The sequence below is a fragment of the Variovorax restrictus genome (assembly GCF_051216715.1).
GTDB lineage: Bacteria > Pseudomonadota > Gammaproteobacteria > Burkholderiales > Burkholderiaceae_C > Variovorax.
Window position 1 is genome coordinate 2,435,134 of the sequence record NZ_JBPJZH010000001.1, and the last position, 26,292, is coordinate 2,461,425.

The window sequence follows — 26,292 nt, forward strand, 5'->3', positions numbered from 1 at the left end:
ATGACCATTGCAGACATCCGCAGTGCGACCGACACCAAGATGAACCAGTCGATCGCCGCTTTCCAGAACAACCTCACCAAGATCCGGACCGGCCGCGCCAACCCGGCGCTGCTCGATTCGATCCACGTCGACTACTACGGCTCGACGGTGCCGCTGAGCCAGGTGGCGAACGTCTCTGTGCTCGATTCGCGCACCATCAGCGTCCAGCCCTGGGAAAAGGGCATGGGTGCCAAGATCGAGAAGGCCATTCGCGAGAGCGACCTGGGCCTGAACCCGGCGTCGATGGGCGAACTCATCCGTGTGCCGCTGCCCGCCATGAGCGAAGAGCGTCGCAAGGAAATGACCAAGCTGGTCCGCAACGAAGGCGAGAGCGCCAAGATCGCCACGCGCAACTTGCGCCGCGATGCGAACGAAGCGGTCAAGAAACTCGTGAAGGACAAGCTGGCGTCGGAAGACGACCAGAAGCGCGCCGAAGCCGAGATCCAGAAGGTCACCGACCGGCACATCGCCGAGATCGACCGCCTGATCGCGGCCAAGGAAGCCGAGATCATGGCAGTCTGATGAGCGCATCGCCCGCGGTGCCTCACCACATTGCCATCGTCATGGATGGCAACGGGCGCTGGGCGACGCGGCGCTTCCTGCCGCGCGTCGCGGGACACAAGCAGGGCGTGGAATCGCTCCGGCGTTGCGTCACGGCATGTGCCGACCGGGGCGTCGGCGTGCTCACGGTCTTCGCGTTCTCTTCCGAGAACTGGAATCGTCCCGTCGAAGAAGTCTCCGGCCTCATGGAATTGATGGTCGGTGCATTGGCGCGTGAGGTTCCGAAGCTCAAGGACGATGGTGTCCAGCTGCACTTCGTGGGCGAACGCGGCGGCTTGTCCGACAAGATGGTGGGCGGCCTGCTGCAGGCCGAAGCAGCCACGGCACAGAACCATCGGCTGGTGCTGAACGTGTGCTTCAACTATGGCGGTCGATGGGATATCGCGCGAGCCGCCGCGGATCTCGCGCGACGGGGTGAGCCGCTGACCGAGGCCAACCTCGACCGTGCCATGGCGCTGTCCCACGTGCCCGATCCAGACCTGTTCATTCGCACAGGCGGTGAGCAGCGTCTGTCGAATTTCCTGCTGTGGCAGAGCGCCTATTCGGAACTCTTCTTCAGCGACAAGCTGTGGCCAGAATTCGACGAGAAGGCGCTCGATGACGCGATCGCCGCTTACCAGAACCGCGAACGGCGCTTCGGCAAGACCTCCGCGCAACTGAACGCCTCACCCACCGACCGGCAGATCGCCTGATGCTCAAGCAACGAATCATCACCGCGGTGGTGCTGCTGGCGATCCTGCTGCCGGCGCTCTTCTACCCGTCCGCCACGCCCTTCGCCTGCGTCATGCTGGTGATGATCGGCGCGGCCGCCTGGGAATGGGGCCGGCTCAACGGCTACGGTCCGCGCATGTCCGTGTTCCTCGGCATCGAGATGGTGGTGCTGTGCCTGCTGTCCTGGTGGCTCGGGCTGCTCGAACAACGTTTGATGGGTGTCTGGCTGGCGGCGAGCGCGGCCTGGGTGCTGGGCGGCGCGCTGCTGTTGCGTGGCGCCGTGCCGGGCTGGCCGCGAATCCCGCGCGCCGTCCGTCTGGTCGGTGGGCTGCTGGCCCTGTGGGTGGCCTGGATGGCGGCCGTGCAGGCGCGCATGTGGGGCATCAACTTCCTGCTGTCGTTGCTGGTCCTGGTCTGGGTGGCCGACGTCTTTGCCTATTTCGCGGGCCGTCGCTTCGGCTTGAAGTTCACGCGCAACAAGCTCGCGCCGTCGATCAGCCCAGGCAAGAGCTGGGAAGGCGTGTGGGGCGGAATGGTCGGTGTGCTGGTGCTCGCGCTGGCCTGGGTGTGGGCCGACGCGTCGGCACAGGCCACGGTCGCCAGCGTGTACACACGGCTGGCCGAACGCGGTTGGTGGCTGCTGCTGATCGGCGTGCTGTTCCTCGCGGCGATGAGCGTTGTCGGCGACCTGGTCGAGTCGCTCGTCAAGCGCAGCGCCGGTGCCAAGGACAGCAGCAACCTGTTGCCGGGCCATGGTGGCGTGCTCGATCGGGTCGACGCACTGCTGTCCACCCTGCCGATCGCCATGATGCTGGCGTCGCTGTGAACCCGGTGGCACGACAACGCGTCACGGTGCTCGGCTCGACCGGTTCGGTCGGCGTCAGCACGCTGGACGTCATCGCCCGGCACCCGGAGCGTTTCGAGGTGTTCGCCCTCTCGGCCGCCACGAAGGTCGACGACATGCTCGCGCAGTGCGCACGCTTCACCCCACGCTTCGCGGTGATGGCCAGTGCGCCGCATGCCGAACGACTGGCGGCACTGTTGCGCGACAACGGCTTGTCGACGCGCGTGCTGGAAGGCGAGGGTGCGCTGGAAGCCATCGCTGCGCACGAGGAGGTCGACAGCGTGATGGCGGCGATCGTCGGCGCGGCAGGCCTTGCGCCGTGCCTGGCGGCGGCGCGGACCGGCAAGCGGCTGCTGCTGGCGAACAAGGAGGCGCTCGTGGTGGGCGGCGAGCTGTTCATGGACACCGTGCGATCGGGCGGCGCGACGCTACTGCCCATCGACAGCGAACACTCCGCCATCTTCCAATCGTTGCCCGAAGACCCGGGCACCTGGGCGCAGCGCATCGACAAGATCATCCTCACGGCCTCGGGCGGCCCGTTCCGCACGCGCCAGGCCGACACGCTGGCAAGCGTGACGCCGGAGCAGGCCTGCGCGCACCCCAACTGGGTGATGGGGAGAAAGATCTCCGTCGACTCGGCGACCATGATGAACAAGGCGCTCGAGGTGATCGAGGCGCGTCATCTGTTCGGCGTCACGCCGGAGCAGATCGAGGTGGTCATCCATCCGCAGAGCGTGGTGCACTCGATGGTGCAGTTCACCGATGCCTCGGTGATCGCGCAGCTCGGCACCCCCGACATGCGCGTGCCGATCGCGGTGGGCCTGGCTTGGCCGGAGCGCATCGAGAGCGGTGCTGCGCGTCTCGACTTCCGCACCATGGGCGCGTTGACCTTCGATGCGCCCGACGACGCGCTCTTCCCCGGATTGGCCCTCGCGTGGCACGCCTTGCGGTCAGCCCCCGGAACGACGGCGGTTTTGAACGCCGCCAACGAGGTCGCGGTCCAGGCTTTTCTCGACGGGCGGCTTCGTTTCGACCGCATTCATGCGGTGAACCTGGAAACTTTGGAGGCAGTCGCCCCCTCGAAGCCTGCATCGCTGGCCGACCTGCTGGCGATCGATGCCATGGCGCGTTCCGCCGCCAACGCCGCGGCGATGCGTTTCGCGGCCTGAACGGGCTACGGCCCCGTTGTCTTTCACGCTCACCACACCAGGGAGTCCTCGATGCTCACGGTTCTCGCCTTCGTCGTCGCGCTCGGTCTGCTGATCGCCGTGCACGAGTACGGCCACTACCGCGTCGCGGTGGCCTGCGGCGTCAAGGTGCTGCGCTTTTCGGTCGGCTTCGGCCACACGCTGGTCCGCTGGAAGCCGAAGCGCCAACGGCCGGGCCAGGACACGGAATTCGTCATCGGCGCCTTCCCGCTGGGCGGCTACGTTCGCATGCTCGACGAGCGCGAAGCGCCTGTGCCGCCGGAAGAGCGCCATCTTGCCTTCAACACCCAGCCGCTGCGGTCGCGCGCGGCGATCGTTGCGGCCGGCCCGCTGGCCAACCTGCTGCTGGCGGTCGCGCTCTATGCCGTGGTCAACTGGATCGGCGTGCAGGAGCCTGCGGCCGTGTTGGGGCGGCCCGTGGCGGCATCACTGGCCGAGCAGGCCGGCGTGCAGGGCGGCGAGCAAATCACACGTGCCGGCTTCGACGGCGACCTGGCACCGGTGGCGTCCTTCGAAGACCTGCGCTGGCGCATGACTCGAGGCGCGCTCGACGGCCGCGACCTCACGATGGAAGTGGCGGGCGAGGGCGGTCGCCCGGCGCGCACCCTCGTGTTGCCGTTGAGCCGGCTCGAAGCGAAGGACGCCGACGCCCAGCTGTTCCGCAAGATCGGCGTCATCTCGCCGCTGACGCGACCCGAGCTCGGCGAGCTGGTGGCCGGCGGCCCGGCGGAGCGTGCCGGCCTGCGGCAGGGCGATCTGGTCCGTGCCGTCGGGTCGACCGCCGTGGTCGACGGCCAGCAATTGCGCGAACTCATTCGGGCGTCGGTCGACGGGAACCAACCGCGGACGCAACCCTGGCAGATCGTGCGCGCGGGGCGCGAGATGACCGTCGACGTGACGCCGGAGGTCCGCGAGGACAACGGCACGACAGTCGGACGCATCGCCGCCTACGTGGGCGCGCCGCCGGCCATGCTGACCGTGCGGCAGGGCCCTGTCGACGGTCTGTGGCGCGGGGTGGTGCGCACCTGGGAGGTGTCGGCGCTCACCGTGCGCATGATGGGCAAGATGGTGATCGGTGAAGCCTCGCTCAAGAACCTCAGCGGGCCCCTCACCATCGCCGACTATGCGGGCAAATCGGCCAGCCTCGGCTTCACCCAATACCTGGTCTTCCTGGCGCTCATCAGCGTGAGCCTGGGGGTGCTGAACCTCATGCCGCTGCCGGTCCTCGATGGCGGACACCTGATGTATTATCTTTGGGAAGGCCTGACCGGCAGAAGCGTGTCTGATGCGTGGATGGAACGGCTGCAGCGGGGAGGGGTGGCGTTGTTGCTGGTGATGATGTCCATCGCGCTCTTCAACGACGTCAACCGGCTCTTCGGGCTCTTTGGTTAACTCTCGCCGGCCCTTCGTGCGCCGGAGCAACTCACTCATGAACACTTCTAACAGTCGCTTCCGTCTGCGCAGCGTGGCCGCGCTCATCGCCACCACGCTCGCCGCCACGGCGGCCTGGGCCATCGAACCCTTCACCGTCCGCGACATCCGGGTCGAAGGTCTGCAACGCGTCGAACCGGGGACGATCTTCGCCTCGCTGCCGCTGCGCGTGGGTGACACCTACAACGACGAACGCGGCTCGGCCGCGATCCGTGCATTGTTCGAGCTGGGTCTGTTCAAGGACGTACGCCTCGACGTCAACAGCGGGGTGCTGGTGGTGATCGTCGAGGAACGCCCGACCGTCGCCGACGTCGATTTCGTCGGCACCAAAGAATTCGACAAGGCAGCGCTTCAGAAGGCACTGCGTGAAGTGGGCCTGGCCGACGGCCGGCCTTACGACAAGGCGCTGACCGACCGCGCCGAGCAGGAGCTCAAGCGCCAGTACGTGAGCCGCAGTCTCTACAACGCCGAGGTCGTGACGACCGTCACGCCGATCGAGCGCAACAGGGTGAATTTGACCTTCACCGTGACCGAAGGCGATTCGGCCCGCATTCGTGAAGTGCGCGTGGTCGGCAACAAGGCCTTCAGCGAGTCGACGCTTCTCGGCCTGTTCGACCAGGACAGCGGTGGCTGGATGAGCTGGTACACCAAGTCGAACCAGTACTCCCGCGCCAAGCTGAATGCCGACCTGGAGACGCTGCGCTCGTACTACCTGACGCGCGGCTATCTCGAGTTCCGCATCGATTCGACGCAGGTCGCCATTTCGCCGGACCGGCAGGACTTGTCCGTCACCGTCAACATCACCGAAGGCGAGAAGTTCGTGGTGTCGGGCGTGAAGCTGCAAGGCAACTACCTCGGCCGCGAAGAAGAATTCAAGTCGCTGGTGACGATCAAGCCCGGCGAGCCGTACAACGGCGAGCAGTTGACCGCGACGACCAAGGCATTCACCGACTACTTCGGGACCTTTGGCTATGCCTTCGCGCGCGTCGAGTCGCAGCCGGAGATCGACCGCGTCAACAACCGCGTGCAACTCGTGCTGCAGGCCGAGCCCGCGCGTCGCGTCTATGTGCGCCGCGTGAGCGTCGGCGGCAACAACCGCACCCGCGACGAAGTGATCCGGCGCGAATTCCGTCAGTACGAGGCCTCCTGGTACGACGGCGACAAGATCAAGCTGTCGCGCGACCGGGTCGACCGCCTGGGCTTCTTCACGGACGTGAACGTCGACACCCAGGAAGTGGCGGGTTCGCCCGACCAGGTCGACCTGACGGTGACCGTGGCCGAGAAGCCCACCGGGTCGCTTCAGCTGGGCGCCGGCTTCTCCAGTTCCGAAAAAGTGTCGCTGACCTTCGGCATCTCGCAAGAGAACGTGTTCGGATCGGGCAACTTCCTGGGCTTGCAGGTCAACACCAGCAAGTACTACCGCACGATCTCGCTGACCGCGACCGACCCGTACTTCACCTCGGACGGCATTTCCCGCACCTTCAGTCTCTTCCACCAGACCACCCGTCCTTACTACACCGTCGACGGCGACTACAAGCTGGTCAGCGAAGGCGGCAGCATCAAGTTCGGCGTGCCGTTCAGCGAGGTCGATACCGTCTTCTTCGGAGCCGGGCTCGAACGCTTCAACTTCCAGCCCGGTTCCAATGTGGCGGTTGCAACACCGCAGGCTTATCGCGACTACTTCGGCTGCCAGCCCAATGCGTCGGGCGTCATCACGAGCTGTACCGATGACAGCAAATGGGGCATTCCGTTGACCATCGGGTGGGCGCGCGACGACCGCGACAGCGCGCTGGTCCCGACCACGGGCCGCTTGCAGCGCGCCAACGTGGAATGGGGCGCCGGTGGCGACTTGAAGTACATCAAGAGCAGCTACCAGTACCAGCAGTACTTCCCGCTCAGCAAGCAGTACACCCTGGCGATCAATGGCGAAGTCGGCTACGGCAAGGCGTTGAGCGGCAGCACCTATCCGATCTTCAAGAACTTCTATGCCGGTGGCCTGGGGTCGATCCGCGGCTTCGAGCAGAACTCGCTGGGTCCCCGCGACACGGTCACCGAAGCGGCCCTCGGCGGTACCAAGAAGGCGATCTTCAACGCCGAGTTGAGCACGCCGTTCCCGGGTGCGGGCAACGACCGCACTTTGCGGCTCTTCGGCTTCTTCGACGCCGGCAACGTCTTCACGGACCGCAAGAACCAGACGGACGCGCAATGGGCAGCCCAGAAGAAGATCCGCGCCTCCGTCGGCGTCGGCATCAGCTGGATTTCGCCGTTGGGCCCGCTGCGAGTGGCCTATGCCAAACCCGTCCGTTCCCAGAAGGAAGAGGACACCACCACCGACCCGGCCAATCCCGTCTACAAGGATAGAATGCAGAGCTTCCAATTCCAGATTGGCACGTCTTTCTGATGACTCATCCGTACCGCGTCGCTGGCGCGCTGCTCCTTTCCCTGCTCAGCTCGGTGGCGGTGCATGCCCAGACCCCAGAGACCTTCCGCATCGGTTTCGTGAATCCCGACCGCGTGCTGCGCGAAGCCCAGCCGGCGAAGGCTGCTCAAGCCAAGCTGGAGACGGAATTCCTCAAGCGCGAGCGTGACGTCGCAGCCCTGGGCGAAGCCTTGAAGACGGCCTCGGAAAAGTTCGAGCGCGAAGCGCCCACCTTGCCCGAGACCCAGCGGACCCAACGCCAACGCGCTTTGGTCGACCAGGACCGCGAGTTCCAGCGTCGGCGCCGTGAGTTCCAGGAAGATCTCAACGCGCGCAAGAACGAAGAGTTGCAGCAGGTCTACGATCGCGCCAATCGCGTGGTCCGGCAGGTGGCCGAGGCCGAGAAGTACGACGCGATCCTGCAGGAAGCGATCTACATCAACCCGAAGCACGATATCACCGAGAAGGTGATCAAGGCGCTGAACGCCGCGTCCTCCGCGCCTGCTGCAGCCAACGGCGGCAAGTAGCCGCACCGGTGTGGCCCTGCGGCTCGGAGCGATCGTCGATGCCCTGGGGGGCGAGCTCACCGGCGAGCGCGAAACCTCCATCGAACGGCTGGCGCCCCTGCAGACCGCCACTGGCGACGAGCTCAGCTTCCTGAGCCACCCGAAATACCGCAAGGAACTGGCCTCATCGCGCGCCGCCTGCGTGATCGTGTCGCCCGCCATGCGCGAGCTTGCCGCCTCGCGCGGCGCGTTTATCGTCGCACCCGATCCCTACCTGTACTTTGCTCGACTGACGCAGTTCTGGAAGCGGGCGCATGCGCGTCCCGAGCCGGTGTTGGTGCATCCGAGCGCTGTGATTCATGCTGAGGCCGTGGTGCACCCCAGCGCCGCCATTGGGGCCTTGTGCGTGATCGAGCGGGGCGCCCATGTGGGCGCCGACACGGTGCTGAAGTCGCGTGTGACGGTCAGTGAGGATTGCCATATCGGCGCACGCTGCCTGTTGCATCCGGGCGTGGTCATCGGCGCCGACGGGTTCGGGCTGGCACCGCATGAAGGGGCCTGGGTGAAGATCGAGCAGCTCGGCGCGGTGCGCATCGGGGACGACGTGGAGATCGGCGCGAACACCTGCATCGACCGCGGCGCGCTGGAAGACACGGTCATCGACGACGGCGTCAAGCTCGACAACCTGATCCAGATCGGTCACAACGTGCGCGTCGGCAAACACACCGCCATGGCCGGATGCGTCGGCGTGGCGGGGAGCGCCGTGATCGGCGCGCATTGCACCGTGGGCGGCGGGGCGATCGTGCTCGGCCACCTCACCCTCGCCGACGGCGTGCACATCTCGGCGGCCACGGTGGTGACTCGTTCGATCCTCAAGCCCGGGCAGTACACGGGTGTGTTTCCCATCGACGACAATGCCGCCTGGGAAAAAAATGCCGCCACGCTGAAGCAATTGCACGGTCTGCGCGACCGGCTGAAGGCGCTGGAAAAAAAAGACGATGCAGGATAGAAAAACTATGACGACGACGCTCGATATCCACCAGATTCTCAAACTGCTCCCACACCGCTACCCCTTTCTGCTGGTGGACCGCGTGCTCGACATGGAAAAGGGCAAGCGCATCACGGCGCTGAAGAACGTGACAATGAACGAGCCCTTCTTCAACGGGCACTTTCCACATCGCCCGGTGATGCCGGGCGTGCTGATGCTCGAAGCCATGGCGCAGGCGGCGGCGCTGCTGTCCTTCAAGTCGCTCGACATCGTGCCCGACGACAACACGGTCTATTACTTCGCGGCCATCGACGGTGCCCGGTTCAAGCGCCCGGTGGAGCCTGGCGACCAGCTCACGCTGGAGGTCGAGATCGAACGCATGAAGGCCGGCATCTCGAAGTTCAAGGGCCGCGCGATGGTCGGCAGCGAGCTCGCCTGCGAGGCGACGTTGATGTGCGCGATGCGCCAGATCAACTGAGGTGCCGCAAGGGATGACGCAGGTTCACCCGACGGCGATCGTCGATCCGAAGGCCGAGCTCGATGCCTCGGTCGTGGTCGGGCCGTACGCGGTCATCGGTGCAGCCGTCCAGATCGGCGCTGGCACCACCATCGGCGCGCATTGCGTCGTGGAGGGGTGCACGACCATCGGCCGCGACAACCGGGTTTTCCAGTTCGCATCGCTGGGTGCCGCGCCGCAAGACAAGAAGTACGCGGGCGAGCCGACTGAACTGGTGATCGGCGACCGCAACACGATCCGCGAGTTCTGCACCTTCAACCTCGGTACCGTCCAGGATGGCGGCGTGACCCGCATCGGCGACGACAACTGGATCATGGCCTACGTGCACATCGCGCACGATTGCCAGGTCGGCAACCAGGTGACGATGGCGAACAACGCCACGCTCGCGGGGCACGTGGAGGTGGGCGACTGGGTCACGATCGGCGGCCTCACGGGCGTGCTGCAGCGCATGCGCATCGGTGCCCACGCGATGATCGGTTTCGCCAGCCATGTGGGCAAAGACGTTCCGCCTTTCATGGTGGTCGACGGCAACCCCCTGGCCGTGCGTGGCGTGAACCTCGTGGGCTTGCGCCGTCGCGATTTCTCGGCGGGTCGCATTGCCGCCATCCGGGAGATGCACAAACTGATCTACCGCCAGGGCAAAACGCTCGAAGAAGCACGCGCAGCGATCGCAGCGCTGGGTGCCGATGCGCCCGAGGTTGCAGCGGACGCGACGTTGATGGACACCTTCCTCGCCACCTCCGTCAGCGGCATCGCGCGCTGAGCACGCACGGCATGGTCGACGCAGCAACGCGGCAGTTCGCGATGGTCGCCGGTGAGCCTTCGGGTGATCTGCTGGCGGGCCTTCTGCTCGACGGGCTGCGCGCGCGCTGGCCTGGCATGCACGCGGCCGGCATCGGCGGCCCGCAGATGCTGGCGCGGGGCTTCGACAGCTGGTGGCCGCAGGAGAAACTGGCGGTACGCGGCTACATCGAGGTGCTGCGCCACTACGCCGAAATCGCCGGCATCCGTCGCCAGCTGAAGTCGCGCTTGCTGCGCGACTGGGCCGATCTCTTCATCGGCATCGACGCACCCGATTTCAACCTCGAGCTGGAGGCCGGGCTGCGTGGCCGCGGCATGAAGACGGTGCATTTCATCTGCCCGTCGATCTGGGCCTGGCGCGCCGACCGCATCGAGAAGATCCGGGCTGCGGCTGACCACGTGCTGTGCATCTTTCCCTTCGAGCCCGCTCTGCTGGCGGAGCAGGGCGTGTCCGCCAGCTACGTGGGCCATCCGCTGGCCAACGTGATTCCCATGCAGCCAGACCGCCTGGCCGCTCGCATGGCGCTCGACCTCGACCCTGCCGCACGCGTCGTGGCACTGCTGCCCGGCAGCCGGCGTTCCGAAGTGCGCTACCTTGCGTCACGCTTCTTCCAGGCGGCGGCGCTCATGCATCGGCTGCAGCCGGACGTTCGTTTCATCGCGCCGGTGATCCCGGGCCTGCGGGCCGAGATCGATGAAGCGCTGAAAGCCAGTGGCATGGCCGGCAAGGTTCAGTTGCTCGACGGCCGCTCGCACACCGCCTTGGCGGCTTGCGATGCAACGCTGATCGCCAGCGGCACAGCCACGCTCGAAGCGGCGCTCTTCAAGCGGCCGATGGTCATCGCCTACAACATGAACCGCGTGTCGTGGCACCTCATGCACCGGCAGCAGCTTCAGCCGTGGGTCGGCCTGCCGAACATTCTCTGCAGCGACTTCGTGGTGCCCGAGCTGCTGCAGGAAGCGGCCACGCCTCAGGCCCTTGCTGCGGCCACCTTGCAATGGCTGGCCGAGCCGGCCAAAGTGGAGGCCCTGCAACAACGATTCGCTGCGCTGCATACCGAACTGCTGCGCGACACCCCGACGCTTTGTGCCGATGCGATCCAGCAAGTTCTTGAAGGCTGAGCAGGCCGCCCTGCGCTGGGACGTGCCCGGCCTGCTGGCCGGTGTGGACGAGGCCGGACGCGGTCCGCTCGCCGGACCGGTGGTGGCCGCAGCGGTGATCCTCGACGATCGCCGGCACATCCGCGGCCTGGCCGATTCGAAGACGCTGACGGCGCTGCAGCGCGAGCGACTCAACGACCAGATTCTGGCGAAGGCGCTGTGCTGCTCGGTGGCGCATGCCACGGTGGAAGAGATCGACACGCACAACATCCTGCAGGCCACCATGATCGCCATGCGGCGGGCCGTCGAAGGCCTGCGGCTGAAGCCGGCCAAGGTGCTGGTCGATGGCAACCGGCTACCGACCCTCGACGTGCTGGCCGAGGCCATCGTCAAGGGCGATGCGCGGGTCAAGGCTATTTCGGCGGCGTCGATCCTGGCCAAGGTGCACCGCGACCGACTCTGCGAGGAACTGCATCTGGAATTTCCGCACTACGGATTTGCGGGCCACAAAGGCTATGGCACCCCGGAGCATCTCGAAGCGCTGAAACGTCACGGCGCGTGCGTGCATCACCGGCGTTCCTTCTCGCCGGTCGCGGCAGCGCTCGCGCGTGCCGCGGCGATCGCATCAGCCCCGGCGCCGATGGATCTGCCGGTGACCACGGTGCTGTACGGCGACGGCGTGCAACTGGCGGTCGACATCCGGGTCGGCCCATGAGCCAACCCGAAACGACCCACATCAGCTCGCGCGACAACCCGCTGCTCAAGGACCTGCGCAAGCTCGCGCAGGACCCCGGCGCCTATCGCAAGCTGGGCCGCGTCTGGCTCGAGGGCGATCACCTATGCCGGGCGGCGCTGGTGCGCGGCGTGCGCCCCGCGCTGGCGGTCTTAGCCGAATCGTTCTGGCCGCAGGCACAGCTCGAGTGGGCCGCTGCAGCCGACAAGACCGTCGTCGTGGCCGATGCGCTGTTGGCGGCCGCAAGCGGCCTGGAATCGCCGGCACCGATGGGCTTCGTGCTGCACTTGCCGATGCGCCCGGAACTGCAGCCCGACGCGCCGACGGTGGTACTCGACCGTCTGCAGGACGCCGGCAACGTCGGCTCGGTGCTGCGCAGCGCCGCGGCCTTCGGCTTCACGCAGGTGGTGGCGCTCAAGGGCACGGCCGCGCTGTGGGCGCCCAAGGTGCTGCGCGCCGGCATGGGCGCGCACTTCGGCCTGCGGCTGATCGAAGGGGCGGACATCGACCTGCTCGACGGGCTGCGGGTGCCGCTGGTCGCTACCAGCTCGCACCAGGGCGAGTGGCTGCACAAGGCGGCACTGCCGCACCCTTGCGCCTGGTTGATGGGCCACGAAGGGCAGGGCGTCTCGCCCGCCCTGGAGGCACGCGCCGCGCACCGCATCCGCATCGCCCAGCCCGGCGGCGAGGAGTCGCTGAACGTGGCGGCGGCGGCCGCGATCTGCCTGCACGCGAGCGCCGCAAGCCTCGAAGGGTGAGGGCGCGGCGGCTATAATCGGGGGCTTTCCCGCTCACACCCCGCCCACAGCGCACGCAAGCCTCACTTTCGACGAAAGCCGCAACCTTCCCGTCCCACGATGGGGTGACTTGGGTTCGCTTTGGGCGTCATCCATCCGGAGAACCCAGTGCTTTTGTCTCTTCAGGGAGCCTTCCCTCCCGCCATTCTGGCGCTCGCAGACGGCACGGTCTTTCTCGGCAACTCGATCGGAGCCACTGGCTCCACGGCCGGCGAAGTGGTGTTCAACACCGCCATGACCGGCTACCAGGAAATCCTCACCGACCCGAGTTACTGCCAGCAGATCGTGACGCTCACGTATCCGCACATCGGCAACTACGGCGTCAACGAGGAGGACATCGAGGCCGACAAGATCCATGCTGCCGGGCTGATCATCAAGGATCTGCCGCTGATGGCGTCGAATTTCCGCCAGACCGCGACCCTCAGCGAGTACCTGGTGCGTGGCAACACGGTCGCCATCGCCAACATCGACACCCGCAAGCTGACCCGCCACCTGCGCACGAACGGCGCGCAGAACGGCTGCATCCTGGGCCTCCCCGCGGGCGAAGCGGTGTCGCAGGCACTGATCGACAAGGCGATCGCCGCCGCCAAGGCCGCGCCGAGCATGGCCGGGCTGGACCTCGCCAAGGTCGTGTCGGTGCAGCAGACTTACGAATGGAACCAGACCGAGTGGAAGCTGGGTTCGGGCTACGGCGTGCAGATCACGCCGAAGTTCCACGTCGTCGCCTTCGACTACGGCGTCAAGAAGAACATCCTGCGCATGATCGCCCAGCGCGGCGCGCGCATCACGGTGGTGCCTGCGCAGACGCCCGCGGCCGACGTGCTCAAGCTCAAGCCCGACGGCATCTTCCTGGCCAACGGCCCGGGTGACCCGGAGCCTTGCGACTACGCGATCAGCGCCGTCAAGGAACTGATCGAGACCGGCATCCCGACCTTCGGCATCTGCCTGGGCCACCAGATCATGGCGCTCGCCTCGGGTGCGAAGACCTTCAAGATGAAGTTCGGTCACCACGGCGCAAACCACCCGGTGAAGGACCTCGACAACGGCCGCGTCAGCATCACCAGCCAGAACCACGGCTTCGCGGTCGACGAGACCTCGCTGCCGGCCACGCTGCGCCCCACGCATATCAGCCTGTTCGACAACACGCTGCAGGGCCTGGCCCGCACCGACAAGCCGGCCTTCTGCTTCCAGGGACACCCCGAAGCCTCGCCCGGCCCGCACGACATCTGCTACCTGTTCGATCGCTTCACGGCATTGATGGAAAAGCACAAAGCAGGAAACAAGAATGCCTAAGCGCACAGATCTCAAGAGCATCCTCATCATCGGCGCCGGCCCGATCATCATCGGCCAGGCCTGCGAGTTCGACTACTCCGGCGTGCAAGCCTGCAAGGCGCTGCGCGAAGAGGGCTACAAGGTCATTCTGATCAACAGCAACCCCGCGACGATCATGACCGACCCGGACACGGCCGATGTCACGTACATCGAGCCGATCACCTGGCAGACGGTCGAGAAGATCATCGCCAAGGAGCGTCCCGACGCGATCCTGCCGACCATGGGCGGCCAGACCGCGCTGAACTGCGCGCTCGACCTCTGGCGCCACGGCGTGCTCGACAAGTACAAGGTCGAGCTGATCGGCGCCAAGCCCGAGGCCATCGACAAGGCCGAGGACCGCCTGAAGTTCAAGGACGCGATGACCAAGATCGGCCTGGGCTCGGCGCGCTCGGGCATCGCCCATTCGATGGACGAGGCCTGGGCGGTGCAGAAGACCGTCGGCTTCCCGACCGTGATCCGTCCCAGCTTCACGCTCGGCGGCACCGGCGGCGGCATCGCCTACAACCCGGAAGAGTTCGAGACCATCTGCAAGCGCGGCCTGGAAGCCTCGCCGACCAACGAGCTGCTGATCGAGGAATCGCTGCTCGGCTGGAAGGAGTACGAGATGGAAGTGGTCCGCGACACGGCGGACAACTGCATCATCGTCTGCTCGATCGAGAACCTGGACCCGATGGGCGTGCACACCGGCGACTCGATCACCGTGGCGCCCGCCCAGACGCTGTCCGACAAGGAATACCAGATCCTGCGAAATGCGTCGCTCGCAGTGCTGCGCGAGATCGGCGTCGACACCGGCGGCTCGAACGTGCAGTTCTCGATCAACCCGAAGGACGGCCGCATGGTCGTCATCGAGATGAACCCGCGCGTGTCGCGTTCGTCGGCGTTGGCCTCCAAGGCCACGGGCTTCCCGATCGCCAAGGTCGCGGCCAAGCTGGCGGTGGGCTACACGCTCGACGAACTGCGCAACGACATCACGGGCGGCGCCACGCCGGCGTCGTTCGAGCCCTCGATCGACTACGTGGTCACGAAGATCCCGCGTTTCGCCTTCGAAAAATTCCCGCAGGCCGATTCGCGCCTGACGACGCAGATGAAGTCTGTGGGCGAAGTGATGGCGATGGGCCGCACCTTCCAGGAGTCGTTCCAGAAGGCCCTGCGGGGCCTCGAAGTCGGCGTCGACGGCCTGAACGAGAAGACGCAGGACCGCGAAGTGCTCGAGAAGGAACTGGGCGAGCCCGGCCCCGAGCGCATCTGGTACGTGGGCGATGCCTTCGCCATGGGCCTCTCCGTCGACGAAGTCTTTGCGCTGACGAAGATCGACCCGTGGTTCCTGGTGCAGATCGAAGAGATCGTGAAGATCGAGCTCGAGCTGGAAACCAAGTCGCTGGACGACATCGACAAGGACACGCTGCTCGCGCTCAAGAAAAAGGGCTTCTCCGACCGCCGCCTCGCGCGCCAGTTGAAGACCACCGACACCGCGATCCGCGAGAAGCGCCGCGCCTTCGGCGTGCGCCCGGTCTACAAGCGCGTGGACACCTGCGCGGCTGAGTTCGCGACCAACACGGCCTACATGTACTCGACCTATGAAGACGAGTGCGAGGCCGCGCCGACGGACAGAAAGAAGATCATGGTGCTCGGCGGCGGCCCCAACCGCATCGGCCAAGGCATCGAGTTCGACTACTGCTGCGTGCATGCCGCACTCGCCCTGCGCGAAGACGGCTACGAGACCATCATGGTCAACTGCAACCCCGAGACCGTGTCGACCGACTACGACACCAGCGACCGTCTGTACTTCGAGCCGCTGACGCTCGAAGACGTGCTCGAGATTGTCGACAAGGAAAAGCCGATCGGCGTGATCGTGCAGTACGGCGGCCAGACGCCGCTCAAGCTGGCGCTCGACCTCGAAGCCAACGGCGTGCCGATCATCGGCACCTCGCCGGACATGATCGACGCCGCAGAGGACCGCGAGCGCTTCCAGCAACTGCTGCACACCCTCGGTCTGCGCCAGCCGCCGAACGCGACGGCACGCGCCGAGCCTGAAGCGCTCGAGAAGGCCGCCGCACTGGGTTACCCGCTGGTCGTGCGCCCCAGCTACGTGCTCGGCGGCCGCGCGATGGAAATCGTGCACGAGCAGCGCGACCTCGAGCGCTACATGCGCGAGGCCGTCAAGGTGAGCCACGATTCGCCGGTGCTGCTCGACCGCTTCCTGAACGACGCGGTCGAATGCGACGTCGACTGCATCCGCGACGCCGAAGGCGGCACGCTGATCGGCGGCGTGATGGAACACATCGAACAGGCGGGCGTGCATTCGGGCGACTCGGCTTGCTCGCTGCCACCCTACAGCCTGAGCCAGGACACCATCGCCGAACTCAAGCGCCAGAGCGCGGCCATGGCCGAAGCGCTGAACGTGGTCGGCCTGATGAACGTGCAGTTCGCGATCCAGCAGAAGGATGGCAAGGACGTCATTTACGTGCTCGAAGTGAACCCGCGCGCGTCGCGCACCGTGCCTTACGTGAGCAAGGCCACCGGCATCCAGCTGGCCAAGGTGGCGGCGCGTTGCATGGCCGGCCAGTCGCTCAAGTCCCAGGGCATGACGAAGGAGGTGACGCCGCCTTACTTCAGCGTCAAGGAAGCCGTCTTCCCCTTCGTCAAGTTCCCCGGCGTGGACACCATCCTCGGCCCCGAGATGAAGTCGACCGGCGAGGTGATGGGCGTGGGCAAGACCTTCGGCGAAGCCTTCGTGAAGTCGCAACTCGGTGCAGGCACCATCCTGCCGAAGTCGGGCAAGGTCTTCATCTCGGTGAAGAACAACGACAAGGCACGCGCTGTCGACGTCGCTCGCGGCCTCGCCAAGCTGGGCTTCGAGCTGATCGCGACCAAGGGCACCGCAGCCGCCATCGGCGCTGCGGGCATCGCCTGCGCCACCGTGAACAAAGTGACCGAAGGCCGGCCGCACATCGTGGACATGATCAAGAACAACGAGATCGCGATGGTCATCAACACCGTCGAGGAGCGCCGCAATGCGATCACCGATTCGCGGCTGATCCGTACCTCGTCGCTGGCTGCGCGCGTGACCACCATCACCACCATCTTCGGTGCGGAAGCGGCCGTCGAAGGCATGCGCTACATGGACGAGCTCAGCGTCATCTCCGTGCAGGAGATGCACGCGCAACTGGCGCAGGCCTGAGAAGCTGTGAACGAATCATCCACGCCCGCTCGACGCGCCCTGACGGCATCCCTCGTCGTTGCAAATGCTCGCCATAGCCCGAGCTATGGCTGCGCTTTGCGCCTCGATGGACGCCGCCCTGGCGCGCCGCTCGGACGCGGCCAATTCATTCACAGCTTCTGAGGTCGGCCGTGGAAACGCAGCTCGTCGAACTCGACCTGGCCGACTGGGCTGCGGCCACGCCGAACGACGAGTGGATCGCCGCCCTCGAAGCCGGCAAGGTGCTGCACTTTCCGAAGCTCGGCTTCGATGTGCAGGCTGATGAGCGCAGCCTGCTGACGCCGAGCCTGCTGGCACCGAAGGTGCGCAACATCAGCCTCGACGCGTCGGGCACGCTCAAGGGCGTGGCCGGCGATGAGGCGGTGCAGCGCGCCACCGCGGCGATGGTCGGGCGCTTCCGCACGCAAGCCACGCAGCTCATCCACGGCCTGCTGCCGCACTACACGCCGGCGCTGCGCCTGGCCCCGACGAGCTATCGGCCGGCACAGGTCGAAACGCGCGTGCAGTCCTGGCGCGCCGACGACAAGCGCATGCATGTCGATGCGTTTCCGTCGCGGCCCAACTACGGCGAGCGCATTCTGCGCGTGTTCACCAACGCCAACCCCGACGGCGTGCCGCGCGTCTGGCGCGTGGGCGAGCCCTTCGAGACGGTCGCCAAGCGCTTCCTGCCGCGCGCAAAGCCGTACTCGCGCTGGCAGGCGAAGGCCCTGCGCGCGCTGCGCGTGACCAAGTCGCTGCGCAGCGAGTACGACCACCTGATGCTGCAACTGCACGACGCCATGAAGTCGGACCTCGACTACCAGCAGAACGGCCCGCAGCAGACGGTGCCGTTCCCGGCCGGCTCGGTGTGGGTGTGCTTCTCCGACCAGACCTCGCACGCCGTGATGTCGGGCCAGTACATGCTGGAGCAGACGCTGCACCTGCCGGCGGCCAGGCAATACAATCCCGACTCGAGCCCGCTCGCTATCCTGAGCCGGCTGACCGGACGGTCACTCGTCTGAGTCCCTCCCCCAACATGCACCGCCGAACGGCAGCGTTCGGCGGTTTCGTTTTCTGGAGCAAAAGAACATGAACACCATTCCCGTGACCAAGCGCGGCGCAGAAAAGCTGCGCGAAGAACTGCACCGCCTCAAGACGGTCGACCGTCCCTGGGTCATCAACGCCATCTCCGAGGCACGTGCCCAGGGCGACCTGAGCGAGAACGCCGAGTACGAGGTCGCCAAGGACCGCCAGGGCTTCATCGAAGGCCGCATTCAGGAGATCGAAGGCAAGCTGTCGGCGGCGCAGATCATCGATCCGACCGAACTCGACGCCGGCGGCAAAGTGGTGTTCGGCACCACCGTCGACCTCGAAGAGGAAGAAACCGGCGAAGCCGTGACCTACCAGATCGTCGGTGAGGACGAGGCCGACCTGAAGCAGGGCCTCATCAACATCTCCAGCCCGATCGCGCGTGCGCTGATCGGCAAGGAGGAGGGCGACACCGCCGTGGTGCAGGCGCCTGGCGGTGTGAAGAGCTACGAGATCGTCGCGGTCAAGTACCTCTGAACGGCCCATGAGAGACCGCGTTGCACTGCTGCTCGCCGCCTTCTGGTGGGGCAGCCTGAGCACGATCGGCTTCCTGGTCGTTCCGATGCTGTTCGCGCATCTCGGCAGCCCGGCCGCGGCCGGCAACTTCGCCGCTCGGTTGTTCGAGGCGCAGAGCTGGGTCGCGATCGCCTGCGGGCTGGTCCTGCTGATTCACTTCCGGCAGAAGGCCGACAGCGGCTTCGATGCCGCCATACGCATGGCCATCGGCCTGGTGCTGGCGGCGCTGCTGCTCGCGCTACTGCAGCAATACGTCGCGGCGCCGCGCATCCTGGCGCGCGACAACCTCAAGTTCTGGCACGCGGCCGGCAGCGGCATGTACCTGGCGCAATGGGCATGCACTGGCGTGTTGCTGTGGCGCATGGGGCGCCGCGACGGCGCCCAGGGCCTGTGAACGCTATTTCCTGAGATTGCGTTGCCCGGCCCAGGGGCTGGATGCAAGGCGCCCGGGCGCAGCAAGGCTGAAGCCTTGCAAGCGCGGGCAACGCCGCAGACGGCCCCTGGGCCGGGCAACCCGAAGGGAAGGCATGCCCAGGCCGGCCACTCGGCGTTGCGCTCCTGGCATGTGCCGACGCACATGCGGCGTCACGCGCCTTGATTGGCCGGCCTGGGCGTGCCTTCGCAACTCTGGAAATAGCGCTCACAGGCCCTGATCAGGCCGTCCAGTACTTCGCGATCCAGCGCGCAGGGCGGATGAACCGGAAGGCCCGGTTGCGTCGCCCGGCCAGCGCGTCCGGCGGATTGCATTCGCCGTGGAACACCATCACACGCGCACCCTCCGGCACGAAGGGCTCCTGCCAGTAGTTCGTCGGCCAGGTCGGGATGCCGTGGTACTTGAAGCTCGGGCACCAGGCGTCCGGCCAGTACTGCAGCTTGCCTTGCGCGTGCAGGAAGTCCGACAGGTAAGCCTGCTCGTTGCGGAACTCCGCCTGCACCTTGTCCATGTTGGCGCGGAAGTGCGCCAGCACGTCGGCATGCGCGCCCAGCTCGAAGCGATAGACCGACGAGTTGCCGGTGATGCGCTCCGTCCGCCACGGCCGGGCGTAGTCATGGATGATCAGGAATTCGCCCGGCTGCTCGAAGAACGCATCCAGACTGCCGACCACCACCACGTCGAGGTCGAGGAAGAGGGCGGTGCCGCGCAGCCCGTGCAGGTCTTGCTCGAAGGTGGTCAGCTTCTTCCACGCGCGGTCCGGCTGGCCCGGCTTGACTTCCAGGTCGAGCGGCGGAATGGGCAGGCACTGCACCTCGCTGCGGATGCCCTTCGCATCGTCGGTCAGGCAGACGAAGTTGAAGTCGCCGCTGAGGTGCCGGCGCACCATGGCATAGAGGCGATTGACGTAGTCGGGGCCGTACTTCGTGCCCCACTTCATGCAGAGGATGTGGCGCTGCCGCCCCGCGGCCTGGCGGGTCGGCATCAGTCCGCCTGGTTGCGCTTCTTGGCCGACAGTGGCCGCTTCGGCTTGGCGCGCTTGATGGTGCCGCCCGGCGTGAGGCGCTGGTTGCCCAGCACGCGCAGCGTCTTGATTTCGGGGCGCTGACCGAAGCGCTTGCTGTACTTGACGATCTTCACGTCGCGCGGGCCGGGCATGCGGTCTTCGTCGACGTCCTTGACCTTCTCGGGCTTCGGGCGCCAGAGCACCAGCAGCTTGCCGATGTGCTGGATCGGTGCGGCGTCGAGCTCGTCGGCCAGGGTGGTCAGCATGGCTTCGCGGGCGACGCGGTCGTCGGAGAAGACGCGGATCTTGATCAGGCCGTGGGCCTTGAGCGCAGCATCGGCTTCTTTCTTGACAGCCGGGGTGAGCCCGTCGCCACCGATCATGACGATCGGATCGAGGTGATGGGCTTCGGCGCGGTGCACCTTGCGCTGCGCAGGGGTAAGTTGAATGGCTGTCATGGCCGTATTATCGCGAACCCCCGCCCTGTGAACCGAATGCGACCCCGCCGATGAGCACCAAAACAACCGGCAAGAAGGTCAACAAGGCCTGGCTGCACGACCACATCAACGACCCCTGGGTCAAACTCGCCACCCGAGAAGGCTACCGGGCGCGTGCTGCCTACAAGCTCAAGGAGATCGACGAAACGCTCGGGCTGATCCGGCCGGGCCACCTCGTGGTGGACCTGGGATCCACGCCGGGCGCCTGGAGCCAGTACGCCCGCCGGCGGCTGTCGCCCGGCGGTGCCGCTGCCGGCACCCTCGACGGGACCATCATCGCGCTGGACCTCCTGCCCATGGAGCCGATCGAGGGCGTGATCTTCCTGCAGGGCGATTTCCGTGAGGACGCCGTACTCGCTCGGCTGGAAGAGGCGCTGGCCGGCCGCAAGGCGGATGTGGTGGTGTCGGACATGGCTCCCAATCTGTCGGGCATCGCCTCGGCGGATGCGGCCCGCGTGGCGCATCTGGTGGAACTGGCAATCGAGTTTTCGCAGGCGCATTTGAAGCCGGACGGTGCGCTGGTCGCCAAGCTGTTCCACGGAAGCGGCTACGCCGAGCTCACGCAGTTGTTCAAGAAGAATTTCAAGACCGTGAAGCCGATGAAACCCAAGGCATCGCGGGACAAATCCTCCGAAACCTTCATGGTCGGCATCGGACTGCGCGATCTCGAAACGAATTGATACCTGCCTGACCGATGAAACCCGTGCCTCGGCTGTGGGTGCTCGGCCGAAATCACCGGGTTTCGCAGCTTGAAAAGCCTAAAATGGACATCAATTGCGTGACCTGGGCGAAATTCATTTCCCTGTCACGCGCTTTTGACTGGAGCTTCGTTTGAACAATCAGTGGTTTTCCAAAGTTGCCGTGTGGCTTGTCATCGCGATGGTGTTGTTCACTGTGTTCAAGCAGTTCGACACCCGCAGTGCAGCCGGCGCCGGCAACGTCGGTTACTCCGACTTCCTCGAGGAAGTTCGCGGTAACCGCATCAAGAGCGCCACCATCCAGGAAGGCCAGGGCGGCAGCGAGATCGTCGCGATCACCAACGACGATCGCCGCATCCGCACCACCGCCACCTACCTGGACCGCGGCCTTGTCGGCGACCTGATCGCCAACAACGTCAAGTTCGACGTCAAGCCGCGCGAGGAAGGCTCGCTGCTCATGACGCTGCTGGTCAGCTGGGGCCCGATGCTGCTGCTGATCGGCGTGTGGGTCTACTTCATGCGACAAATGCAGGGCGGTGGCAAGGGCGGCGCTTTCAGCTTCGGCAAGAGCAAGGCGCGCATGCTCGACGAGAACACCAACACCGTCACCTTCGCCGACGTCGCGGGTTGCGACGAGGCCAAGGAAGAAGTGAAGGAGGTCGTCGACTTCCTGAAAGACCCGGCACGCTTCCAGAAGCTCGGCGGCCGCATCCCGCGTGGTTTGCTTCTGGTCGGCCCGCCCGGCACCGGCAAGACCCTGTTGGCTAAGTCGATCGCCGGCGAAGCCAAGGTGCCGTTCTTCTCGATTTCAGGCTCCGACTTCGTCGAGATGTTCGTCGGCGTGGGCGCAGCCCGCGTGCGTGACATGTTCGAGAACGCCAAGAAGAACGCGCCCTGCATCATCTTCATCGACGAAATCGATGCGGTCGGCCGCCAGCGCGGTGCCGGCCTCGGCGGCGGCAACGACGAACGCGAACAGACGCTCAACCAGATGCTGGTCGAGATGGACGGCTTCGAGACCAATCTCGGCGTGATCGTCGTGGCGGCCACGAACCGCCCGGACATCCTGGACGCCGCCTTGCTGCGCCCGGGTCGCTTCGACCGCCAGGTCTACGTCACGCTGCCGGACATCCGCGGCCGCGAGCAGATCCTGAACGTGCACATGCGCAAGGTGCCGCTCGGCCAGGACGTGAACCCGAGCATCATCGCCCGCGGCACGCCCGGCATGTCCGGTGCTGACCTGGCGAACCTCTGCAACGAAGCTGCGCTGATGGCGGCCCGCCGCAATGCACGCGTGGTCGAGATGCAGGACTTCGAGAAGGCCAAGGACAAGATCTTCATGGGCCCCGAGCGCAAGAGCATGGTCATGCCCGAGGAAGAGCGCCGCAACACGGCGTACCACGAGTCCGGGCATGCGCTCATCGGCAAGTTGCTGCCCAAGTGCGATCCGGTGCACAAGGTCACCATCATTCCGCGCGGCCGTGCGCTGGGCGTCACGATGAGCCTGCCAGCCCAGGACCGCTACAGCTACGACCGCGAGTACATGCTCAACCAGATCAGCATGCTGTTCGGTGGCCGCATCGCCGAAGAAGTGTTCATGAACCAGATGACCACCGGCGCGAGCAACGACTTCGAGCGTGCGACCTCCATCGCCCGTGACATGGTGACGCGCTACGGCATGACCGACGCGCTGGGCCCGATGGTCTACGCCGAGAACGAGGGCGAAGTGTTTCTGGGTCGTTCGGTCACGAAGACCACGAACATGAGCGAGCAGACCATGGAAAAGGTCGACAGCGAAGTTCGCCGCATCATCGACGAGCAGTACCACCTGGCGCGCCGACTGATCGAAGAGAACAGTGACAAGATGCATGCGATGGCCAAGGCGCTGCTCGAATGGGAAACCATCGACTCCGAACAGCTCGACGACATCATGGCCGGCCGCGAACCGCGTCCGCCCAAGGACTGGACGCCGCGCATCCCGCCGTCGAACAGCGGTGGCAGTGGCGGCGCGCCGACGGTCACTCCCGACCCGGCGCCGACCGCCGCCTGAGCACCTATGCAAGGGTGCAGACCGACGGGGCCTTTGGCCCCGTTTTTTTTGGTTGCGATGCGATGACGGCCGCGTGGCGCACCAGCCGGTTCCTGATCGATCTCGCCCGCCCGCAGGTGATGGGCATCGTCAACGTGACGCCCGACTCCTTCTCGGACGGCGGCACCCACGCCTCGACCCAAGCCGCTTTGCGCCACTGCGAAGAATTGATTCGCCAAGGTGCGGACATTCTCGACATCGGCGGCGAGTCCACACGGCCCGGAAGTCCTGCCGTCTCGCTGGCCGACGAGCTCGCGCGCGTTCTGCCTGTCGTCCGAGAAGCGGTGCGCCTCGGCGTGCCGCTCTCCATCGACACCTACAAACCCGAGGTGATGCGGGCCGTGCTGGACCTTGGGGCCGACATCGTCAACGACATCTGGGCACTGCGCCAGCCGGGCGCGCTCGCGGTGCTGGCGCAGCATCCGTCCTGCGGCGTCTGCCTGATGCACATGCACCGCGACCCGCAGACGATGCAGGCGGCACCGATGGACGGCGACGTGGTGCCGGCCGTCGCCGGGTTCCTGATGGAGCGCGCACAGGCGTTGCGTGATCTGCAGGTCGAGTCCTCGCGCATCGTGCTCGACCCCGGCATCGGCTTCGGCAAGACGGTGGCGCAGAATTTCGCCTTGCTCGCGCGGCAACGCGAGTTGCTGGGGGTGGGCTACCCCGTGCTGGCCGGCTGGTCCCGCAAGTCGTCGCTCGGTGCGGCCACCGGCATCGAGGCGGCCGGTGAGCGGATGGTGCCGAGCGTGGCCGCGGCGCTGCTCGCCGTCGAGCGCGGCGCGGCCGTCGTGCGGGTGCATGATGTGCGCGACACCGTCGCGGCGCTGGCCGTCTGGCGCACGATGCGCGCGTCGGAAGAACAAGACTCTCCACAAGAAAAACCAACGACATGACACGACAGTATTTCGGCACCGACGGCATCCGCGGCACGGTGGGCCAACCACCGATCACCCCCGACTTCGTGCTGCGCCTGGCGCACGCTGTGGGCCGCGTGCTCAAGCGGACCGAGAAGCGCCCCACGGTGCTGATCGGCAAGGACACGCGCATCTCCGGCTACATGCTGGAGTCGGCGCTGGAATCGGGTTTCAATTCCGCGGGCGTCGATGTCGTGCTGCTCGGCCCCTTGCCGACGCCCGGCGTGGCCTACCTCACACGCGCGCAACGTGCCAGCTTGGGCGTGGTCATCAGCGCCAGCCACAACGCCTTTCCCGACAACGGCATCAAGTTCTTCAGCGCGCAGGGAACCAAGCTCAGTGACGAGTGGGAACTCGCTGTCGAGGCGGCACTGGAAGAGGCGCCCGTGTGGGCCGATTCCGCGCAGCTGGGCAAGGCGCGCCGCCTGAGCGACGCGGCCGGCCGCTACATCGAGTTCTGCAAGAGCACCTTCGCCCACGACCTGAGCCTGCGCGGGCTCAAGCTGGTGGTCGATGCGGCACACGGTGCGGCCTACCAGGTGGCGCCCAACGTCTTTCACGAGCTGGGCGCCGAGGTAAGCAGCATCGGCTGCGCGCCGGACGGTCTCAACATCAACCAGGATGTCGGCGCGACGCATCCGCAGGCGCTGATCGAGGCGGTGAAGGCGAAGGGTGCCGACTACGGCATCGCGCTCGACGGCGACGCGGACCGGCTCCAACTGGTCGACGCCACAGGCCGGCTCTTCAACGGCGACGAACTGCTCTACCTGATGGTGCGCGAGCGCATCGAACGTGGCGAGAAACCGCAGGGTGTGGTCGGCACGCTGATGACCAACAAGGCGGTCGAAGTGGCGCTGCGCGGGCAGGGCATCGAGTTCGTCCGCGCCAAGGTCGGCGACCGCTACGTGCTCGAAGAGCTGGAGAAGCGCGGCTGGCTGCTGGGCGGGGAGGGCTCCGGCCACCTGCTGGCGCTCGACCGCCATACCACCGGCGACGGCATCGTGAGCGCCCTGCAGGTGCTGCAGGCGTGCGTGCGCAGCGGCAAGACCGTCGGCGAACTGCTGACCGACGTCGTGCTCTTCCCGCAGACGCTCATCAATGTGCGGCTGCGCGAGGGGCAGGACTGGCAGTCCAATGGCGCACTGAAAATTGAAACACAGCGCACCGAAGCCGAACTCGGCGACGCCGGCCGTGTGCTGATCCGCGCCAGCGGCACCGAGCCGCTCGTGCGCGTCATGGTCGAGGCGCGCGACGCGGCGCAGGCCGATGCATGCGCCCGCCGGTTGGCGGCCACGCTGCAATGACGAGCGCAGCACCGTCCGTGCGTGCGGTGCATGTCAGCACGCTGCACAGCTTCTCCAAGTTCACCGAACCGGTGATCCGACTGGTCGCCGGGCTCGGCGTCGAGGGCGATGCACATGCCGGCACCACGGTCAAGCATCGCTCCCGCGTCGCCCGCGACCCCAAGGCACCCAACTTGCGGCAGGTGCACCTGCTCCACGCCGAGTTGTTCGACGAACTGATGGCCGCCGGCTTCGCGGTCTGGCCTGGGGAACTGGGCGAGAACATCACGACGCACGGTGTCGACCTGCTGGGTCTGCCGACCGGCACCCGGCTGCATCTGGGGGACGAGGCCATCGTCGAACTGACCGGCCTGCGCAACCCCTGCAGCCAGATCGACCGCTTCCAGGCCGGCCTGATGGCAGCCACGTTGGCGCGCGACAGCGAAGGACGCCTGGTGCGCAAGGCCGGCGTGATGGCGATCGTTCTGCAGGGCGGCACTGTGCAAGCCGGTGATTCGATCCGCATCGACCTGCCGACGGGCAACGCGAAGCCTCTGGAGCCCGTGTGATCGATATC

At 66.2% G+C, this 26,292-nt stretch carries 25 protein-coding genes; 23 read left to right on the plus strand and 2 right to left on the minus strand.

Annotation, left to right across the window (positions count from 1 at the left end; genetic code table 11):
• From frr to ACSFA0_RS11550, 18 genes are all read left to right on the plus strand, one after another.
• The gene (gene frr, locus ACSFA0_RS11465; RefSeq protein ID WP_262075443.1) at window positions 1-561 is read left to right on the plus strand and encodes a ribosome recycling factor; all 561 of its coding nucleotides are present in this window, start codon (window positions 1-3) and stop codon (window positions 559-561) included.
• Window positions 561-1,292, plus strand: coding sequence for a polyprenyl diphosphate synthase (gene uppS, locus ACSFA0_RS11470; protein WP_435450299.1), 732 nt, complete (start codon window positions 561-563; stop codon window positions 1,290-1,292). The genes frr and uppS overlap by 1 nt, the downstream gene beginning before the upstream one ends.
• Window positions 1,292-2,137: a phosphatidate cytidylyltransferase gene (locus ACSFA0_RS11475; RefSeq protein ID WP_435450300.1), complete on the plus strand. Its 846-nt coding sequence runs from the start codon at window positions 1,292-1,294 to the stop codon at window positions 2,135-2,137. Before uppS ends, ACSFA0_RS11475 begins: the two co-directional genes overlap by 1 nt.
• Complete coding sequence (gene ispC, locus ACSFA0_RS11480) at window positions 2,134-3,324, plus strand: 1-deoxy-D-xylulose-5-phosphate reductoisomerase (protein ID WP_435450301.1); 1,191 nt, start codon at window positions 2,134-2,136, stop codon at window positions 3,322-3,324. Before ACSFA0_RS11475 ends, ispC begins: the two co-directional genes overlap by 4 nt.
• Window positions 3,325-3,375: 51 nt before the next feature.
• The gene (gene rseP / locus ACSFA0_RS11485; RefSeq protein WP_435450302.1) at window positions 3,376-4,755 is read left to right on the plus strand and encodes an RIP metalloprotease RseP; all 1,380 of its coding nucleotides are present in this window, start codon (window positions 3,376-3,378) and stop codon (window positions 4,753-4,755) included.
• 37 nt (window positions 4,756-4,792) lie between these two features.
• A complete protein-coding gene (gene bamA / locus ACSFA0_RS11490; protein ID WP_435450303.1) occupies window positions 4,793-7,195 on the plus strand; it encodes an outer membrane protein assembly factor BamA in 2,403 nt (800 codons plus the stop codon).
• Window positions 7,195-7,740, plus strand: a complete 546-nt coding sequence (locus ACSFA0_RS11495; protein ID WP_435450304.1) for an OmpH/Skp family outer membrane protein — start codon at window positions 7,195-7,197, stop codon at window positions 7,738-7,740. The genes bamA and ACSFA0_RS11495 overlap by 1 nt, the downstream gene beginning before the upstream one ends.
• Before the next feature lie 10 nt (window positions 7,741-7,750).
• Window positions 7,751-8,728 (plus strand): UDP-3-O-(3-hydroxymyristoyl)glucosamine N-acyltransferase, encoded by a 978-nt coding sequence (gene lpxD, locus ACSFA0_RS11500; RefSeq protein ID WP_435450305.1) that lies wholly within the window; start codon window positions 7,751-7,753, stop codon window positions 8,726-8,728.
• Between the two features lie 7 nt (window positions 8,729-8,735).
• The gene (gene fabZ / locus ACSFA0_RS11505; RefSeq protein WP_435450306.1) at window positions 8,736-9,185 is read left to right on the plus strand and encodes a 3-hydroxyacyl-ACP dehydratase FabZ; all 450 of its coding nucleotides are present in this window, start codon (window positions 8,736-8,738) and stop codon (window positions 9,183-9,185) included.
• Between the two features lie 13 nt (window positions 9,186-9,198).
• Entirely contained in the window at window positions 9,199-9,987 is a 789-nt protein-coding gene (gene lpxA / locus ACSFA0_RS11510) for an acyl-ACP--UDP-N-acetylglucosamine O-acyltransferase (protein ID WP_435450307.1), read from the plus strand.
• Window positions 9,988-9,998: 11 nt separating this feature from the next.
• Window positions 9,999-11,147: a lipid-A-disaccharide synthase gene (gene lpxB / locus ACSFA0_RS11515; protein WP_435450308.1), complete on the plus strand. Its 1,149-nt coding sequence runs from the start codon at window positions 9,999-10,001 to the stop codon at window positions 11,145-11,147.
• On the plus strand, window positions 11,119-11,841 hold the full coding sequence (gene rnhB, locus ACSFA0_RS11520) for a ribonuclease HII (RefSeq protein ID WP_435450309.1): 723 nt from the start codon (window positions 11,119-11,121) through the stop codon (window positions 11,839-11,841). The genes lpxB and rnhB overlap by 29 nt, the downstream gene beginning before the upstream one ends.
• Window positions 11,838-12,617, plus strand: coding sequence for a TrmH family RNA methyltransferase (locus ACSFA0_RS11525; protein WP_435450310.1), 780 nt, complete (start codon window positions 11,838-11,840; stop codon window positions 12,615-12,617). Before rnhB ends, ACSFA0_RS11525 begins: the two co-directional genes overlap by 4 nt.
• A gap of 147 nt (window positions 12,618-12,764) precedes the next feature.
• A complete protein-coding gene (carA, locus tag ACSFA0_RS11530) occupies window positions 12,765-13,949 on the plus strand; it encodes a glutamine-hydrolyzing carbamoyl-phosphate synthase small subunit (RefSeq protein ID WP_435450311.1) in 1,185 nt (394 codons plus the stop codon).
• Window positions 13,942-17,169 carry a carbamoyl-phosphate synthase large subunit gene (gene carB / locus ACSFA0_RS11535; protein WP_435450312.1) on the plus strand — a complete coding sequence of 1,076 codons (3,228 nt, stop codon included), beginning with the start codon at window positions 13,942-13,944 and terminating at the stop codon, window positions 17,167-17,169. The genes carA and carB overlap by 8 nt, the downstream gene beginning before the upstream one ends.
• Window positions 17,170-17,339: 170 nt before the next feature.
• Window positions 17,340-18,209, plus strand: a complete 870-nt coding sequence (locus ACSFA0_RS11540) for a Kdo hydroxylase KdoO (RefSeq protein ID WP_435450313.1) — start codon at window positions 17,340-17,342, stop codon at window positions 18,207-18,209.
• 67 nt (window positions 18,210-18,276) lie between these two features.
• A complete protein-coding gene (gene greA / locus ACSFA0_RS11545; protein ID WP_435450314.1) occupies window positions 18,277-18,753 on the plus strand; it encodes a transcription elongation factor GreA in 477 nt (158 codons plus the stop codon).
• A gap of 7 nt (window positions 18,754-18,760) precedes the next feature.
• Window positions 18,761-19,186: a DUF4149 domain-containing protein gene (locus tag ACSFA0_RS11550; protein ID WP_435450315.1), complete on the plus strand. Its 426-nt coding sequence runs from the start codon at window positions 18,761-18,763 to the stop codon at window positions 19,184-19,186.
• 259 nt (window positions 19,187-19,445) lie between these two features.
• On the opposite strand, the gene ACSFA0_RS11555 is transcribed toward ACSFA0_RS11550, so the two are convergent.
• A complete protein-coding gene (locus ACSFA0_RS11555) occupies window positions 19,446-20,210 on the minus strand; it encodes a glycosyltransferase (protein ID WP_435450316.1) in 765 nt (254 codons plus the stop codon).
• The gene (locus tag ACSFA0_RS11560; protein ID WP_435450317.1) at window positions 20,210-20,689 is read right to left on the minus strand and encodes a YhbY family RNA-binding protein; all 480 of its coding nucleotides are present in this window, start codon (window positions 20,687-20,689) and stop codon (window positions 20,210-20,212) included. The genes ACSFA0_RS11555 and ACSFA0_RS11560 overlap by 1 nt, the downstream gene beginning before the upstream one ends.
• A gap of 50 nt (window positions 20,690-20,739) precedes the next feature.
• On the opposite strand from ACSFA0_RS11560, the gene ACSFA0_RS11565 reads away from it, so the two are divergent.
• From ACSFA0_RS11565 to ACSFA0_RS11585, 5 genes are all read left to right on the plus strand, one after another.
• Window positions 20,740-21,408, plus strand: coding sequence for an RlmE family RNA methyltransferase (locus ACSFA0_RS11565; RefSeq protein ID WP_435450318.1), 669 nt, complete (start codon window positions 20,740-20,742; stop codon window positions 21,406-21,408).
• A gap of 151 nt (window positions 21,409-21,559) precedes the next feature.
• Window positions 21,560-23,476, plus strand: a complete 1,917-nt coding sequence (ftsH, locus tag ACSFA0_RS11570) for an ATP-dependent zinc metalloprotease FtsH (RefSeq protein ID WP_435450319.1) — start codon at window positions 21,560-21,562, stop codon at window positions 23,474-23,476.
• Between the two features lie 62 nt (window positions 23,477-23,538).
• Window positions 23,539-24,411, plus strand: coding sequence for a dihydropteroate synthase (gene folP / locus ACSFA0_RS11575; protein ID WP_435450320.1), 873 nt, complete (start codon window positions 23,539-23,541; stop codon window positions 24,409-24,411).
• Window positions 24,408-25,736 carry a phosphoglucosamine mutase gene (gene glmM / locus ACSFA0_RS11580; RefSeq protein WP_435450321.1) on the plus strand — a complete coding sequence of 443 codons (1,329 nt, stop codon included), beginning with the start codon at window positions 24,408-24,410 and terminating at the stop codon, window positions 25,734-25,736. The genes folP and glmM overlap by 4 nt, the downstream gene beginning before the upstream one ends.
• A complete protein-coding gene (locus ACSFA0_RS11585; protein WP_435450322.1) occupies window positions 25,733-26,284 on the plus strand; it encodes an MOSC domain-containing protein in 552 nt (183 codons plus the stop codon). Before glmM ends, ACSFA0_RS11585 begins: the two co-directional genes overlap by 4 nt.
• Window positions 26,285-26,292 lie beyond the last annotated feature (8 nt).